The sequence below is a fragment of the Methanococcus aeolicus Nankai-3 genome (genome assembly GCF_000017185.1).
Lineage (GTDB): Archaea > AGJL01 > Methanococci > Methanococcales > Methanococcaceae > Methanofervidicoccus > Methanofervidicoccus aeolicus.
In genome coordinates this window covers 213,319-230,277 of the sequence record NC_009635.1, presented here as the reverse complement: position 1 = coordinate 230,277, position 16,959 = coordinate 213,319, and the positions used below count along the sequence as shown (strand labels likewise).

Genomic DNA, 16,959 nt, shown 5'->3' with positions numbered 1-16,959 from the left:
ATATACTAAAATATACTAAAAATTAAAATAAATATAAAATATATGGAAAATATTAATTATTTTTTCCTATTTTTTCCAATATATTTTCCCAGTTTTTCTTCAAGAAGTCTCCAACCTGTGAAGAATCCCTTGTTCCAACTACACAATTCCAACCTGTTTTTTCCTCGATGTCTCCCCTTGCAGGAGCTCCCAATCCAGGCAATATGATTACATTATGATTAACTTTATCGGCCAAACCTTTTTCCTCAATTAGGTTTTTAGCATTTTCACCGTTGTATTGACCACCAGCTACGGCAACATCTACGGCTTTACCCTCTGTATCCAATACAATTAACCAGCATTTAACGCCATCTTTCTCAAAATCACCTGTAACAGTATAATATGTTAAAGAGAAGTTTGTGGTCATAATCACCGGACTATCTGCATCTGGATTTCCTATTGGATATATATCGGCATCTACTGCCTGTGGCTTTCTTGGGTCAGTGTATAGTGCCTGTCTAAGAGTCAATACTGGCATGAGCTCCCAAATTTCACATCCGTGTAGTATAATGGCATCAGCATACCTAATTAACATAGTGTTTGCAGTTCTTGCCTCCATTATTCCCGCAGCTTTATTGGGTTCTTCAATAAATTGAGAAATAGAGTTATTGTTAAGGGTATAAAAATAGGTGTTTATTGGCAATCCCAATATTGGGAATCCTAACAATTTATCTTCTTTCTCAATGGCACTTCTCCTCAATGCTATGAATTTGTCCAATGTTTCCGATATATTTTCGGGGTGTGTATGTGGTTCTAATACTAAATCATCAATTCCGTGGTTCAAACATTCTTTTGCCATTCCTTTTAATGTTTTTATCTGTTTCGAGGATAAAACTAATGCAAATTCTTTATTGGTTTCTTTTTTGTGTTTTAAAAGAACATTAAGCATCTTTTCAAAATTGTCCTCTGTGGCGGCATAAATTAATGGTTTAGAGTTTATTATTTTTAAAGCTTCTTCTATGCTTTCTGGATTAATAGAGCATAAAGATATTGGCATTTTGGTGTTTTCTTGAATGATTTGTAAAGCATTTTTAAATTTTTCTGGATCATTTGACGCATTTCTAAGTGCTATAAAATCAAGAGTTAATTTCTCCCCTGTTCTTTCAAATACAAAATTTTCAATATATTTTGCTCTTTCTTTTATTTCATTATCTGATAAATTGTCAGATATATCTATTCCAAATGGTGCAGGGTTATAATATGTTAATTCATACCTATACATTACTTCGTCTCCACCCATTGTAGCCCTATGATTTTTATCATCATATCCAAACCATACCTCCTTAACTGGTGGAGATAATAATTCTACGAGCTCTTTCTTTTTTGCTTCAAATTTTGGGGCATTCATTATGGGGCATTCCTCTACCATCGCCTTTTTATTTTGTAATTTGGTAGCAAATGCCATGCAGGAAGCTTCCCCACATTTTTTACAGTTTGTTTTCGGAAGTAATTTGTAAATATCCATCGCACTTATTTTAGCCATTATATCACCGAAATAATATGTAGAAATAATAATAATAATAATAATAATAATAACATATTAATATATTAATATATAATAAATAATTTTTATGCTTTAATCCATTCATAATTATCCGTAGTTAATTTTACTTCATTAGGTTTAGTTGTAAGTGTTTGTCCAAACTCCTTTAATACGGCAATTGATAACGGGTGAAGCATCATAAAAATATCTACTCCACTTAAAAGCATACTTAATCCTGTTGTAATTTCCCATAATGGTAATCTGTATTGTCTGTCTCCCCATTCTGGATTTACCATCCAGGCCTCTCTTGCTCCAATAGCATTTGTGGTTCCAGAAGACATTGGCATATTTACAAATTCATCTCCTTTTAATCCATTAATTCTTAACCTTGTCATGGCATTGATTGAAAATTCAGAACCATATCCTAATGAACAGGTTGTAGGGTCCATAACAATTCTATCCCCCTCTAATCCATGAGCAATTAATTTTTTATTAAGGTCTTTTGCCATATTCGGGTCCATAATGGTCCAAGAAAGCACATTGTGATCATATTTCATAGCAACATCGGCAACTTTTTTATAATCTAAATCAAGGTTAGCAGATGCTAAAAGACATTTTTCTCCTTCTGCAACTTCTGCACAAGCTTCCAATACTTTTGGGTCTTTTGACGGGTCTCCACTTCCTCCGATTACAAATGGAACATCAACTGCCTGCAATACATCTTCCATCAATTTTGCGGCATCTCTTGGCGAGGTATCTTTAAGTTTCGGGTCTGTGGAAATGTGATGCATTGTAATCATATCTGCCCCAAATTTATCTACGCATAATTTAGCCCATTCAGCAGGGTCATGCATAACTTCCTCGAAATATGTCCTAATGTTTTTTGGAAGCCCTGGCATAGGGACATCAAATATATCAAAAGTTACCACTGGATTATTTGGCTGTGGTTCTTCAAATCTATAAAGTGCCTTTTGCCCTCCGATTTTTATGACTTTTCCCCTTCCTCCTTCGGATTTGGGTCGTCCAAATTGCACTTCCCTTATGTTTCCTTTGTAGGTATTTATTGGGAGCTCCCAATCTACATCAGGGATACTTATTTTTAAATCTTCATAAACTCCCGATTCTGCCAGCGTCTGCTTCATTGCAGGAGTTTGTGGAATTCTCATGGGTGGCGCAGAAGGTATATTTATTATAAGTTCATCCGCAGTTATACTTATATCGTTTATTTCAATTCGCCCAGTTTTTTTTACTAATTCCATTAAACTATCAAAATCCATATAATCACCGAGATAATGAATAAAATAAATAAGAATGTGAGAAATTCATATATAATATATATTGATAAAGGTATAATGTATAAATATAATAATGGATATGTTAATGTATGGCTAATCTATCATTATAAATCATTACAGATAAATAATTAATCTATAATAATCATATATATACTTTTTGAATAATGGATATGGCTCCATTAAATCATTAGAATAATACAAATTGAAGATATCTTAATAATTTAAAAAAATGGAAAATATTATATATTAGATTATATATTAGTAATACCTACATAGAAATATAGTAATTAATTATCTAAGTCGTGGCACGGGGTGCTGTATCTGGTGATACAGGGCGGACTTCAGATCCGTCAAGTTCGATTGAACTCGGGGTTCGATTCCCCCCCGGTGCCGTTTTCGTTTTATTTTATTAATATTTCATTGTTTTTAGGTGCTATATATTAATAATATATGCAGTAAATCCCATCGATAATAAAAAAAATATGCCTTAATTATTAGGGCAGTGCAATATACACATATATTTTTGTCAACAATGGGCAATATATGGCAGTGTTAATATTAATGATTGTAGTGGTCAAAATAACTACGGTCAATACATATATATATTATGTTGCCGTGAGAACATGAAAAAAATATATTCAAAAACGGGCGGTTTAACCGATTTAAAAAATACCATTTCTTTTTTACAAAATTTTACAGGATATATAGAAATAGAAAATAATATATTATTTTACAATGATTCTGATTTGATTTTTTCGACAAATAATGGAAAAAAGTCTGATTTAAGAACAATATTAAAAAAGTTGCCAGTCGTTTTTACAATTCAAGTATATGAGTGCCATAGCAAAGATTCACTTAATATGATCATTGAAAACAAGTTAGATGACAGAAAAAATGAAACATTAAAAAATGGCAAAATATCAGAATCAACAAAAATAAAATCCGATAATAAAAAGGAAGGTATTATATTAAATCAATATAATGATTTATATAATTTCGTTGGAACTGGATTGTATGAAATAAATTTAATATCTAAAAAATATAAATTAGATGCTGGAACTTTAATATTTAACAATAGTGAAGAATTATACGCCCTATATGCTACAAAAAATAAGACAATTGAAGGCAGAAGAGCATTAGGAAAAATAAAAACGCTATTTGCAGTTAGTGAACTTACAGGATTTATTAAAAAAATATCTATTGATACATACAATAATTATTTAGAAAAATATCCAAAAGCAATTTTAAAAACATATATTTCATTTGATAACTTAATTAATTCCATAAAGGAAAAAAATAAATTTAAAATTATAAAAAATGATTCTTTGATGAATATTTTAACTGAATGTCCATCTTTAATCGAAGTTAATGAAGGCATATATATCGTATCAAAACACAATTCTCCCATTTATGCATTTTATAAAAATTATGAAGGAGATAAAGCATATCGATATATTAAAAATCAATGCATATTTGAAAATATTGAATTTAAAATATATAATATGAACAATGATGAATTTAAAAAATTTAAAGAATTTAAGGGCAATAAATTAAAAAAATAAATATATATAATATGACGACCTAGCCTAAATATATTTTTGTAATTATGAAATCACAATAATCTAAAATATAGATGGAAATAGGGGGCCTTTTTAATAAAAATGGGTATGACATACATTTACCATATAGATAAAATATATTATAACATAAATATGGGGGATATATAATATGATTAATATTGTTAAAAAACTAATTGGAGAAGATAAAAAATTAGTAGAGAAAGGTGATTATTATTTTGGTATGGGGAATTATAAATCTGCTTTGTACCACTATAAAAAAGCACTTGAAATAAACGAAAAAAACGAAGGGGCTAAAAAGGGAATTAATAAAATTCATGCCGAGATGGCATTTAAAAAAGGAATTAGATTAACAATGGAAAATAATTATAACCGTGCAATAGCATTATTTAACGAAGCCATTAGATTAAATAAAGAATTAGAGCCAAAGGCTACGGAAAAAATAAATTTATGTAAAAAAATATTGGAGCTCCGAAAAAAAGCCGATGAACTATATGAGGAAGGAGATTATAAAGATGCCATTGTTGAATACAAAAATGTATTGAAAGTATTCCCTCAGGACAGATATTCAATAGATAAAATATATAAAATAAATAAATTAAAAAAGATAATGGAAAATATAGATGAATTATTAAATAAAATAGAAATATCATACGATGAATCAATAGGTAATGAAATCCTTGAAAAATTAAATAAATTGGAATCCATAGATAGAAATAATTTAAAAATTAGAAAATATATAGAAACTGTTACTTCAAAACTGGTAAATCTTGAAATAAATAGTAAAATAAATGAAGGAAAAAAATTATATGAAGATGGACATTACGAAAATGCACTAGCAAAATTCAATGCAGTTATAAAATTAGATAATAATAACGAAGAAGCTATTGAATATAAAACCAAAATAGAAAAAATACTGGCATTAAGACAAGATTCAGAAGAATTATATCGTAGGGGAGAATATAATCATTCACTATCCAAACTTAATGAAATTTTAGATATAAATCCAAATGATGAATATGCAAAACATACCATACAAGTAGTTCAAGATATGATAGACCTAATGGAGGAAGGTAATAAATATTATATAAACAATGATTTTGAAGATGCCATTGCAATATATAACGAAATATTAAAACTTAATCCAAAGGACGAACATATAAAAAATATCTCCGACCAAATAATTAAAAATTATTTAGATATTATAAAATCCATAACTCCGGAGAATTATCGTGAAGTATATACTTATAAATGCAACCCAATAATTGAATTTAGCCCAATTATATTCGATGAGTATATAAACAACTTAAAAAATTTAATTGATGATCTTTATGAACAGGGCAATTATGAAAAATCTATTGAAATATTATTTTATTATTGGGAGCTTATAGGAGGTAAAGGCATAATAGATGGATTTGAATTGGAAAGTAGTGTTAAGTCAGTAAAAGTAATAAAACAGGATAAAAATGTTGCCGTAGTAGGATGCGAGTATATACCTAAATTACGATATGCCCCTATGTATTGTATAGATATTCAAAATAGACAAATATTATGGAAATATAATGTGGCATGTGATTCATATATATTAAAAGTTAAAGATGAAGATATAATTGTAGGATGTAATTTAGGACATGTGACATCAGTGAATTTAAACGATGGCTCAACGCAGTGGAAGATTCTAACGGACAATAATGCACCCGTTGCAGATATACTTATTATGGATAAAAAAGATGGAAATTACGACAGCCACATGGGCGATGTAGTTTTTGCAGGATGTAAATTTGGTTATATCTATGCATTAAATAGGGACGATGGAAAGGTTTTATGGACACATAAATCACCCCATGATATAATTCATATGAAATATATTAAAAATGTGTTATGTGCTGCCAGTGGCAATCCCACAATTTTATCAGGTGGAGGAGCGGTATATGGCATAGATATAAAAACTGGCTATATATTATGGAAGTATGCTGGGAATTATATATATGCAATGGAACACTGTATGAAATATAATAGTATTATTATTGGGACATCTAATGAAATGATTTATTCAATAAACGGAAATAATGGAGATTTACTGTGGAAATATGCAACCCATAACAGAGTGATAAAAACTATTTCCCTCGATAAAGAAGAGGATATTCTAATTGCAGGTTCAGGAGAATTATCTAATGTTAGTAAATTGGGAAGCAATATTTATGCATTAGATTTGAAAACTGGTTTAGAAAAATGGATACATAGAGCAAAAAGTGAAGGCATAGAATCAACAGATATAGTAAATACAAAAAATGGAAAAATTGTAATGGCAAAAGGCATTTATAAACCTTCATTAAATATAACGCCCGTATATATTATGGAATTAAATAGTGGTAAGCTTTTGTGGAAATATAGAGCAAAAGGGCATATTAGGGCGGTAAATGCAGTAAACTCTAAGAATCCGACAGGCAATAAGCATGATGAAATTGATAATTTCGTATATGACGGGATAAGAATAAAATATATACCACATAATAGGCCCAACAGCATCACAGTTCAAAACTTAGAGATATTGGAGGGGCATAACTTGAGTAGTTATAATATATCCAATGACATAAGTGAATTATTGGTATCTGATGAAACAAATAATATATTGGTTGGCTGTTTTGATGGGCGGGTATATATATTTAATAAAAACGAAGTTGAAAATGGTCAATTCATATTATTGCAAGAAATATTGAAAACATCCCCTATAATTTCGGAATTATTGCATGATGAAATAAAACATATATTAGATTTGATAAATCAAAAAAAGCCATTTTCAAATCCAGTAAAGGCTAAAAGATTAATTGATAAAGCAAAAAAACTATTGAATAGGAATGATTATTATAAGGCAAGGGAATTAATCAATGAGTCAAGGAAATACACCAACTCCAATATAGAATTAGATGCAAAATTAATGAAAAAAGTATTTGAAATAAATACTTGGGAAGATGTTGGGATATCTTTTGATTATATAAAAGGAGATATGCCATTATATAATCTTAGAGTAACTTGTTCGGATGAAAGTGTAAAACTAAAATACTTAAAATTTATTGATAAAATATCTCCTGGCGAATCAAAAATGTTGCGGCTATTAATGCTTCCAGTATATAAAGGAAAATATCCATTGGCATTAGATGTTATCTGTGAGGATGAAGAAGGAAATCCACTTGAGAAAAAAGTATTTGAATATCGGATTACAGTTAAATCTATAAAATCCGATACTGATTCAGGTTCAATATAGAATATCAAAATTAACATTATTTGATAATAACAAGAAAATAGATAAGAAGAAATCATAAAGATGAATTATTAAAAAAATAAAAAATAAAAAATATTATCTCTACTTTTTTTATTAGTTATTCAACGACCATCACGATTACAAATACTTAGGAGGAATAATGTCTTTAGAAAGTAAATCTGCATAGGTTTCTCTTTCTCTTATTGTATACGCCCCATCTTCACTTGTTAAAATCATTTTAGAAATTCCTCTTGCGTTGTAATTGTTGGCCATACTTATACCATATGCCCCAACATCCAATATTGCAATTGTGTCTTTTACTTCTATTTTAGGGAGCTCCCTTTCTTTACCAAATACATCGGAGCTTTCACATAATCCTCCTGCAATATTTACAACTTCTTTTTCATCCCTTATGGTGCAGGGTGTAATTTCATGATATGCCTCATAAATTGCAGGCCTCATCATATCATTCATTCCTGCATCAATCATAATCCATTTTGCAGATGGTGTTTCTTTTATATGGTGAACTTTTCCCAACAACACACCAGCCGTAGCTACTAAACTTCTTCCCGGCTCTATGATTAAGTTGGGGAGCTCCACTTTATCGGCATATTCCAACATGGTATTTATTACGGCATTTGCCAAATCTTTTTGAACAGGTATTTCTGTGTTTTTATCGTATGGAACTCCTAATCCTCCACCAATATTAACATCTTCAATTTTTATACCTTGTTCTTTTAATGATACTACAAAGTCCATAACTTTTTTAGTTTCTTCAACAAATGGACTAATATCTGTTAATTGGGAGCCAATATGACAGTGGATACCAACAATTTTTACATTTTTCATTTCTTTTGCCATTTTAATTGCTTTTAAGGCAATTCCTGCTTCAACATCTAAACCAAATTTATTACTTTTTAATCCTGTTGATATTTTTGGGTGGGTTTTTGGATTTACATTTGGGTTAATTCTGAAAGCCACATTTGCAACTTTTCCCAATTTTCCAGCCACTTCGTTTATTAATTCTAATTCGCTAATACTATCTACATTAAAAGCTCTTATATTTGTTTCAATTCCCATTATTATTTCTTCCTCTAATTTACAATTTCCATTAAATACTATTTTTGAGGAATCAACGGATACCATTTTTGCTGTGTAGAGCTCCCCCCCACTTACAACATCAGCACCGCAACCTAAATTTGTTAATATTTTTAATACTGCTAAATTAGAGTTAGCTTTGTAGGCATATGATACTATAAATTCTTTTCCTGTTTTTTCTGAATATTCTTTAAATGCCTCGGTATATCTTGTAAAGTTTTTTACTATTTGACTTTCACTCATTACATATAATGGTGTGCCATGCTGTTCAGCTAATTCTGATACATCAAATCCATCTATTTTTAATTTATTATTTTCCACTGTAATCATTTCATTTCCTAAAAACACAATTTCACCAAAAATATTGTATAAATAAATTTTATATTTTATTTATAATTGTATATAATTATTGCATACTATTATAATATTAGTTTATATTAAGTATAAATATTAATAATATATAAAAATATTGTAGGCATAAATATTGTGGAGCTCCGAGAAAAAGGTAGAAAATATGGAAAATAAAATAAAGGAAATAAAGGAAATAAAAAAAATGGAAGTAATAGGATTAGAAATTCCAATAATTACAGAGCCTTTGGGATTAGATTATTTGGTGGATTTAATAGCTCAATATCCATTAAAAGACAACGATATAATTGTAATAGCCGAAACAATAATATCAAAACTTGAAGGAAATATATTTAATAAAAAAGATATTGCCCCATCAGAAAAGGCAAAAAAACTTGCCGAACAGCTTGATAAATGTCCTGAAGTGATGGAAATTATATTAAATGAAAGTAGTGAAATTGTAAAAATGGGCGATAAATTTATAATCACAGAAACAAAACATGGATTTGTCTGTGCCAACAGTGGAGTAGATGAAAGTAATTCCAACGATGCCATAAAACCACTACCAAAAAATCCAGATAACAGTGCAAAATATCTTAAAAATGCCATCATAGAAAAAACAGGGAAAAAAATTGGAATAATTATAAATGATAGCATGGGGCGACCATTTAGAAAAGGAGCTTGTGGGGTAGCTATTGGAGTAAGTGGAATTCGTGCTTTATGGGATAGAAAGGGGGAGAAAGATTTATTTGGTAGGGAGCTCCATACAACAGAGGTTGGAATAGCCGATGAATTGGCATCAACGGCATCGGTTGTAATGGGTCAATCTAATGAAGGAATACCACTGGTAATTATAAGGGGAGCTCCTGTTCCATTTACTGAGGGAGTTGGTAGTGATTTAGTAAGGGAAAAAGAGGAAGATGTTTTTAGAAAATAAATTAAATCATAAAATATAAATATAATTTAAAATAAACTATAATGCTAAAAAGTTAATAATAAAAAAAAGTTAAAAAAATTTAAGTGATGTATAATGTGTTCGATAAATGGAATTATATTAAAAGACGACGAGGAAGAGCCGAGTAGTTGTAGCAATGATTATAATTATAATGATATACAATTACCAAAACAATTAATAAAAGGAATGAAAATTTTGAAACATAGGGGTCCAGATAGTTCTGGCTTGATGTTTGATGATGAGGTAATTTATTTTAATGATTTTAATGAATTGAAAGAGTTAAACACAAGCCAAAAAAATAATAGGTTAGGTATTGGACACAATAGACTTGCAATAGTGGGAGAAGCTAACCAGCCAATACCTAATGAAAATGAAAATTTATGGACTATTTGCAACGGGGAAATATATAACTACAACGAATTAAAAGAAGATTTAAGTAGTCATGACATATATTCAGATACGGACACAGAGATAATATTACATGCCTATGAAGAGGACATATTTGATGAATTAGATGGGGATTATGCCTACTGCATATACGATAAGGACGAAAATAAAATAATACTTGGTAGGGATTTATTTGGAGTAAAGCCACTTTATTATATTGATAATAAAAAATATTTTGCATTTGCATCGGAAAAAAAGGCACTAATTAATTTATTGATGGACATAAATAATCTATCTTTTGAAGATGCATACAATTACAACATATCAAATTTAAAACCAAATAGTTGTATAGTTTATGATTTAAATGACAATGAGCTTACAAAATGGGAAAATATTAGAAAGATTACTACAAATTATTTCAATAAATATAAAAATATGGATTATGATGTCTGTAAAGAAGAACTTGAAGAGGCACTATGGAGCTCCGTGTCAAAACGAGTTAATGGAATTGATGAAATTGGAATAATTTATTCAGGGGGAGTAGATAGCACACTTATAGCAAAAATGGCATCAGAATACGGAGAAGTAATATTGTATGTAGTGGGAATTGATGAAAAAAGCGATGACATAATATGGGCTGAAAAAGCTGCAAATGATATGGGGCTAAAATTAAGAAAAAAAATAATAAACCCCAAAGATTATGAAAACTATCTTTTAAAAGTTGCCTATGCCATTGATGAAATTGATTTAATGAAAATGGCTGTTGGTATCCCTATGTTTGTAGCTTCGGAAATGGCAAAAGAGGACGGCATAAAAGTTGTATTATCTGGACAAGGTGCAGACGAATTATTTGGGGGATACAATAGATATAAAAGAATATTTGATGAAAACGGGGCAAATGGATTAAAAGAGGCATTATATAATGATGTAATGGATATATATAAAGTCAATTTGGAGAGAGATGACCACTGCACAATGGCAAATGGTGTGGAGCTCCGTGTTCCATTTTTAGATAAAAATGTTGTTGAGCTAGGATTATCAATTCCTATCGAATATAAATTAAATGAAAAAGAGAGAAAAATAATTTTAAGAGATATAGCTTTAAAATATATTCCCGAATATATCGCCTATCGTCCAAAAAAAGCTGCCCAATATGGTAGTGGAAGCGAAAAAATAATATTTAAAGTTGCTAAAAATTATGGATATTCTAAAAAAGAAATTAATAAATTCTTTGACGAAATATTATTTAAGAAATTAAAGGGGATGTATATTAATAAATAAAAATATAAATTCGGTAAAAGGTGCAATATTGAAAAGAATTGTTGAACTGGATTATCTTAGGTGTATTGCAATATGGGAGTTATTGCTATCCATATAAGTCTTTATTTCAAATAAAATCAAAACCAAAAAAATAATAATTAAAAAATAATCCATTAATATTTATAATTATTTTTAATATTGATATAATTCCCCGTCATAAACAATTACGGCATCCCCTTCCATATAAACTCCATCTTCTTTAATTTCAATTTCTAAATCTCCACCGTCTAAATGTGCCAAAACTTTATTTCCTGTTTTTCCTAATTTGTTGGCAATTATTACAGAGCTAGTTGTCCCTGTTCCACAAGCTGTGGTATAACCTGCCCCCCTTTCCCAAGTAATTATTTTTATCTCCTGTGGATTTACTATCTCTACAAAATGAACATTTATTTTTTCTGGAAATACACTATGATGCTCTATTTCTTTACCCAATATATTTAAGTGGGTTCTTATGAATGGTGCCTTTAAATTATTGTCCTTCATAAATATTACCGCATGAGGATTTCCAACATTCACAACACTTAATTTTACAGAATTTAATAGTGCATTTTTTAATTCAATTTCTTCGTCTAAAAATACATCGTTTTCTGACTTTCCTTCTACTACCATAGGTATGTCTTTTAGTTCAAATGTGGGAGCTCCCATAAATACTTTAATAGATTTTACAATATTATTTTCTATATTCATTTCTGAAACCCTAAGACCGCCCATGGTTTCAACATTTAATGGATTTTTTTGCATTACTCTTTCATAAACAAATTTTGAGAAGCATCTTATTCCATTTCCGCACATCTCAGCTTCTGACCCGTCGCTGTTAAAAATTCTAAATCTTATATCATATTTTTCATCGGTTGCAGGTTGGACAAATATTACACCATCGGCACCTATTGAAAATCCCCTTTTACAGATTTTTTTAGAAAATTCTGCCTTTTCGTCTTCCTTTATTTTTTCTCCATCGAATTCATTTATTACGATATAATCGTTTCCAAGTCCGTGCATTTTTGTAAAGTTTAAACCCATATTATTTCACCTTTTATTTTAATATTTTAGACCGACAAATTTAAAAACACTATATATTGATTAATGAATTATATGTGTGATGTGTGACATATATTCAAGAGCACTTTGCCCAATAATAATAGTAATAATAAATATTGATTATCATAACTATTAAACAAAATCAAAAGGATTTTGTTAAAAATAAATATGAAAAATTAGAAAATAATCATATCATATTTAAAGATTATTGTATTGGTTTTTTACTTACTATTTTAACATTGGTTATTTTTGACTCATCTATAACTACAACATCTCGAACCGCTAAAACTATCCTATATGGTATTAATTTATAACAGTCATTTGATGGGGGGATAGGGCTTTGTTCAGATGGCTCTATATCAAAATGAGATAATTTTCCAGTATTCTCATCAAACACTACATCAATTATATTTCCTATTATACTACCCATATCTCCTACAACGGATTTTCCATATAATTTTTTAAAAGATACCTTAGCTTCTGGTTTAGTAGGGGCTATCACAATAAATCACCAATATGTGTTATTTTTTATTTAATTTTTTATATTCTCCACCAAATATGTTTTCAACAATTTCTTTATCTTTCAAAGTATTTATATTTATTAGTGGTTCATTTACCACATATATTTCCTCAGTTTGACAACCCTGTTTAGGGCTTAATATATTTATGCCAGCGGGAATCTTATCATATTCATTTAAAATTAAAGTAGGATTGCCTAAATAGTTATTTTTTTCAATAACTACGCATAAAGCTTCTTTTTTATTGTTTATATTATTATAATAATTTATTATATTATTTATTAGTTTCGATTTTATAGACGGAATATCGCAGGAAAGCATCATAAATGGTTTAGAAAAATAAGAAATGCACTGATTTAAATCGTGGATATAGTCAGTGCCTTCCGTATCTACAATAATTACTTTATTATTATTGTTATATTTATTAATTAAATATTTTTTAGTTTTCGGGGTGTGTTTAGATGTGGCTATATATATTTTATTTATTTTTGATTTTAGGAGCTCCCCAATAATATAATCTATCATAGGCTTATCCAATATTTTTAAAAGTGGTTTTTCAACATTTAAATTTAATCGTGTGCCTTTCCCCCCAGCCATTATTAATGCATCCATATTTTTCCTCCTTTATAGTCAACCTTCGGTCTTTTTCACTAAACCGTCTCAAAATCGCAAAGCGATTTTTACGATCGTATAAATTTTTCAGAGAAAAATTTAGAGATCCTATTAAAAGCTAAAATATCTATCATATTGTCAATATATGAAGAAATTATTTATAAAAGCTATGCTTTTGTATAAAATCCTAAAAGGATTTTGTTTAATAATAAGCCGGATAATGGACAGTTATTGAAGATTAACTAAATTGTTGTCGTAATTATTATAATATCATTTCTGTATTTTTATTATTGGTTATTACATATTAAATTTTATAATTATATTATTATTATTATTATTATTATTTATATAAATATTTATATTTATAATGATTAATCATTACAATAAATAAGCATAATCTGTCATTATTTTTCATTAAAAACATTTATAATGATTTATAATGAGCAAATAGGTATATATAGTAGGTTATTAATAATATAGCATAAGGAAAGATTATATTTTAAGAAATATAATTACGGAAATATAATAATTTACGAATTAAATAAGTTTGGTGATAATATGGATGCAAGAATTACAAAAGCAATGGTAAATAATAAATCAGTAGAAAATATTGCCAATAATACGGAACTTTTATCAAATGATGTTAAAAGACCATATAGGGGAGACAATATTGTAAAAATTATTGGATATGTTGTAGGGGCTCTTACAATTGTTTCAATAATATTTAATTAATTTAAATTATGGCACATATATATGTTGTGGAGCTCCCATAATAATAAACCTAAATATAGTCAATCTTCGGTCTTTTTCATAAATATGCTATGATTAAAGCTAATCTATACTCTATTATAATATATTACTAATAAATGAAAAAATTTGTTTACAAAATCTTCGATTTTGTACAAAATCCTAAAAGGATTTTGTTTACAAAAGCTATGCTTTTGTATAAAATCTCGAAGAGATTTTATTTAATAATTTCTCAAAACTCCGAAGGAGTTTTTACGACCTCAAAATTCCAGGGGAATTTTTACAATAGGACAGATGAGGGACAGTTATTGAACTTACTATAATATCCCATTATGGGCTATTTTTTAGATATAATTATAATGTATTTCATATTTCATCATATATTCACCAAACTTCTTTTTTATATTTTTAGTGTTAAATCCTTAACATTTACGACTTTTTAGAAATAATTTTTTTAATTAGGTATATTTTCGAAAAGTATAAAAATGAGAATATCATTATATAGCTAAGATGGGCGAAAATTGGAACAATTGGAACACATACAAATGCAGATAAAACACAAACATAGTCAAGGTCAATTAAATAATAAATAAGAAAATAAAAAAAATAAGAAATAAAGGTGAAAATATGGCAAAATTTAAATTTGTAGTATCTGATAAAGATGGAAAATCATACCAGTTTGAAGCAGAAACAACAGCAGTAATTGGTAAAACAATAGGCGATGAAATAAACGGGTCAATTGTAGGTTTAGATGGATATAAATTAAAAATAACAGGCGGTTCAGATAAATGTGGATTTGCTATGAGACATGACATACATGGAAACATGAAAATGAGAGTATTATTGAGCAAAGCGCCAGGATACAAACCACAAGATGCAGGAATTAGAAAAAGAAAAACCGCAAGAGGAAATTTAATATCCTCAGACATTGTTCAAATAAATACAAAAGTTGTAGAGGCAGGAGCTACACCCATTAGTGAAATAGTAGGACAATAAAAAATAGCATATACTAAAAATAATAAATATGTGGATTAGCCATAAATACCCTCCAACAGGCCAAATATAAATTAAAAATTTTTTTATATTTTTATTTATTTTATTAATTTAATTTAATTTAAATATATAATTGTAATTTTAGGAATTATAGTTAATCTTCAATAACAGTCCCTTATCCGTCCATTATTTGTTAAATAATTTCTTCATATATGGTAATATGGAGTGGTTTAGCTTTAATAAGATCTCTAAATTTTTCTCTGAAAAATTTATACGATCGTAAAAATCGCTTTGCGATTTTGAGATGGTTTAATGAAAAAGACCGAAGATTGACTATAGATTTATCATATTAACCACACATATTGTATATTATAATATTCCACTATAATTCACAAATCTTTGATTTGTGTAAATCAATATGTATTAAACACTATTTTAAGGTGATATATCATGTTTAAATCAAAAAAAGTTGATACCTCAGATAAATTAAAAAACATTGCATTTATGCTTGATGAAATACTTGGAGACACAACAGTCCCAAGAAACATAAGGGCAGCAGCACAGAAAGCAAAAGATTCAATATTGGATGAAAATGAAGAATATATTGTAAGAAGTGCAGCAGCAGTTCAATATTTGGACGATATAAGCGATGACCCAAATATGCCACTCCATACAAGAACCCAAATATGGTCAATTGTTAGTGAGTTAGAAACTATAAAGAATGAATAATATAATTCAATTGGGAAATTTCCTCCATAACTTCTGTTTTTAAATATGCATCCATTAAATTTTTTCCAACACATACAATTCCATGATTTTTTAAAACAATAACATCTTCGTCTTTTTTAGAAACTTCGTTAGCTAATTCCATGCTTCTAGCTTCAAAATAATCTACATATCCAATTTTCTTTAAGAATATTCTAGATTCAGGGGTTAATAATTTTATTTCTTTATCTGCCATGGGTAGTGCCGTAGAATACAAAGAATGAGTATGAACTATGGCATTTACGCCATTTCTTTTTTTATATATATTTAGATGCATATATAGTTCTGATGTGGGAGCTCCCTTAATAATATTTCCATCCATATCTACAACTGCTATATCCTCCTCATTTATAAATCCCAGTAAAGAATCTGTGGGAGTAACATATATCAAATTATCTTTTTTTATACTTACATTTCCCCCGCTTCCAACAACATATTTTCTATCATACAAATAATGACATATTTTTATAAACTCTTTTAAATTATCCATTTTATCACCATTTTATATTTTATACTTATATA

At 28.6% G+C, this 16,959-nt stretch carries 14 protein-coding genes and 1 tRNA gene; 8 read left to right on the top strand and 7 right to left on the bottom strand.

All coding sequences use genetic code 11. From position 1 onward, the window contains the following. Positions 1 to 52: 52 nt before the first annotated feature. Complete coding sequence (acsC, locus tag MAEO_RS01055; protein ID WP_011972935.1) at positions 53 to 1,522, bottom strand: acetyl-CoA decarbonylase/synthase complex subunit gamma; 1,470 nt, start codon at positions 1,520 to 1,522, stop codon at positions 53 to 55. Positions 1,523 to 1,608: 86 nt separating this feature from the next. Further along, positions 1,609 to 2,799 carry a CO dehydrogenase/acetyl-CoA synthase subunit delta gene (cdhD, locus tag MAEO_RS01050; protein WP_011972934.1) on the bottom strand — a complete coding sequence of 397 codons (1,191 nt, stop codon included), beginning with the start codon at positions 2,797 to 2,799 and terminating at the stop codon, positions 1,609 to 1,611. Positions 2,800 to 3,121: 322 nt separating this feature from the next. Here cdhD and MAEO_RS07840 point away from each other — a divergent pair. The 3 genes from MAEO_RS07840 (at position 3,122) to MAEO_RS01040 (ending at position 7,659) form a co-directional block, all read left to right on the top strand. Then, a tRNA-Sec gene (locus MAEO_RS07840) sits at positions 3,122 to 3,210 on the top strand. Between the two features lie 230 nt (positions 3,211 to 3,440). Then, complete coding sequence (locus MAEO_RS01045) at positions 3,441 to 4,379, top strand: hypothetical protein (protein ID WP_011972933.1); 939 nt, start codon at positions 3,441 to 3,443, stop codon at positions 4,377 to 4,379. 166 nt (positions 4,380 to 4,545) lie between these two features. Then, on the top strand, positions 4,546 to 7,659 hold the full coding sequence (locus MAEO_RS01040; protein WP_011972932.1) for an outer membrane protein assembly factor BamB family protein: 3,114 nt from the start codon (positions 4,546 to 4,548) through the stop codon (positions 7,657 to 7,659). 135 nt (positions 7,660 to 7,794) lie between these two features. Here the strand turns inward: MAEO_RS01040 and lysA are convergent, their stop codons facing one another. Beyond that, complete coding sequence (gene lysA / locus MAEO_RS01035) at positions 7,795 to 9,105, bottom strand: diaminopimelate decarboxylase (RefSeq protein WP_198002423.1); 1,311 nt, start codon at positions 9,103 to 9,105, stop codon at positions 7,795 to 7,797. Between the two features lie 163 nt (positions 9,106 to 9,268). On the opposite strand from lysA, the gene MAEO_RS01030 reads away from it, so the two are divergent. Both MAEO_RS01030 and asnB read left to right on the top strand, forming a co-directional pair. After that, a complete protein-coding gene (locus MAEO_RS01030; protein ID WP_011972930.1) occupies positions 9,269 to 10,039 on the top strand; it encodes a coenzyme F420-0:L-glutamate ligase in 771 nt (256 codons plus the stop codon). Between the two features lie 93 nt (positions 10,040 to 10,132). Further along, positions 10,133 to 11,725 (top strand): asparagine synthase (glutamine-hydrolyzing), encoded by a 1,593-nt coding sequence (gene asnB / locus MAEO_RS01025; protein WP_011972929.1) that lies wholly within the window; start codon positions 10,133 to 10,135, stop codon positions 11,723 to 11,725. A gap of 171 nt (positions 11,726 to 11,896) precedes the next feature. Here the strand turns inward: asnB and dapF are convergent, their stop codons facing one another. The 3 genes from dapF to cobY form a co-directional block, all read right to left on the bottom strand. Further along, entirely contained in the window at positions 11,897 to 12,784 is an 888-nt protein-coding gene (dapF, locus tag MAEO_RS01020; RefSeq protein ID WP_011972928.1) for a diaminopimelate epimerase, read from the bottom strand. A 223-nt stretch (positions 12,785 to 13,007) separates the two neighbouring features. Beyond that, on the bottom strand, positions 13,008 to 13,304 hold the full coding sequence (locus tag MAEO_RS01015) for a PRC-barrel domain-containing protein (RefSeq protein ID WP_011972927.1): 297 nt from the start codon (positions 13,302 to 13,304) through the stop codon (positions 13,008 to 13,010). A gap of 19 nt (positions 13,305 to 13,323) precedes the next feature. Further along, entirely contained in the window at positions 13,324 to 13,932 is a 609-nt protein-coding gene (gene cobY / locus MAEO_RS01010; protein ID WP_011972926.1) for an adenosylcobinamide-phosphate guanylyltransferase, read from the bottom strand. Positions 13,933 to 14,490: 558 nt separating this feature from the next. Here cobY and MAEO_RS07835 point away from each other — a divergent pair. The 3 genes from MAEO_RS07835 (at position 14,491) to MAEO_RS01000 (ending at position 16,401) form a co-directional block, all read left to right on the top strand. Continuing rightward, positions 14,491 to 14,664 (top strand): hypothetical protein, encoded by a 174-nt coding sequence (locus MAEO_RS07835; protein WP_011972925.1) that lies wholly within the window; start codon positions 14,491 to 14,493, stop codon positions 14,662 to 14,664. 642 nt (positions 14,665 to 15,306) lie between these two features. After that, complete coding sequence (locus MAEO_RS01005) at positions 15,307 to 15,675, top strand: 30S ribosomal protein S6e (protein ID WP_011972924.1); 369 nt, start codon at positions 15,307 to 15,309, stop codon at positions 15,673 to 15,675. 447 nt (positions 15,676 to 16,122) lie between these two features. Continuing rightward, the gene (locus MAEO_RS01000; RefSeq protein WP_011972923.1) at positions 16,123 to 16,401 is read left to right on the top strand and encodes a UPF0147 family protein; all 279 of its coding nucleotides are present in this window, start codon (positions 16,123 to 16,125) and stop codon (positions 16,399 to 16,401) included. Here MAEO_RS01000 and fucA read toward each other — a convergent pair. Continuing rightward, entirely contained in the window at positions 16,385 to 16,927 is a 543-nt protein-coding gene (fucA, locus tag MAEO_RS00995; protein ID WP_011972922.1) for an L-fuculose phosphate aldolase, read from the bottom strand. The genes MAEO_RS01000 and fucA overlap by 17 nt on opposite strands. Positions 16,928 to 16,959: the final 32 nt, after the last annotated feature.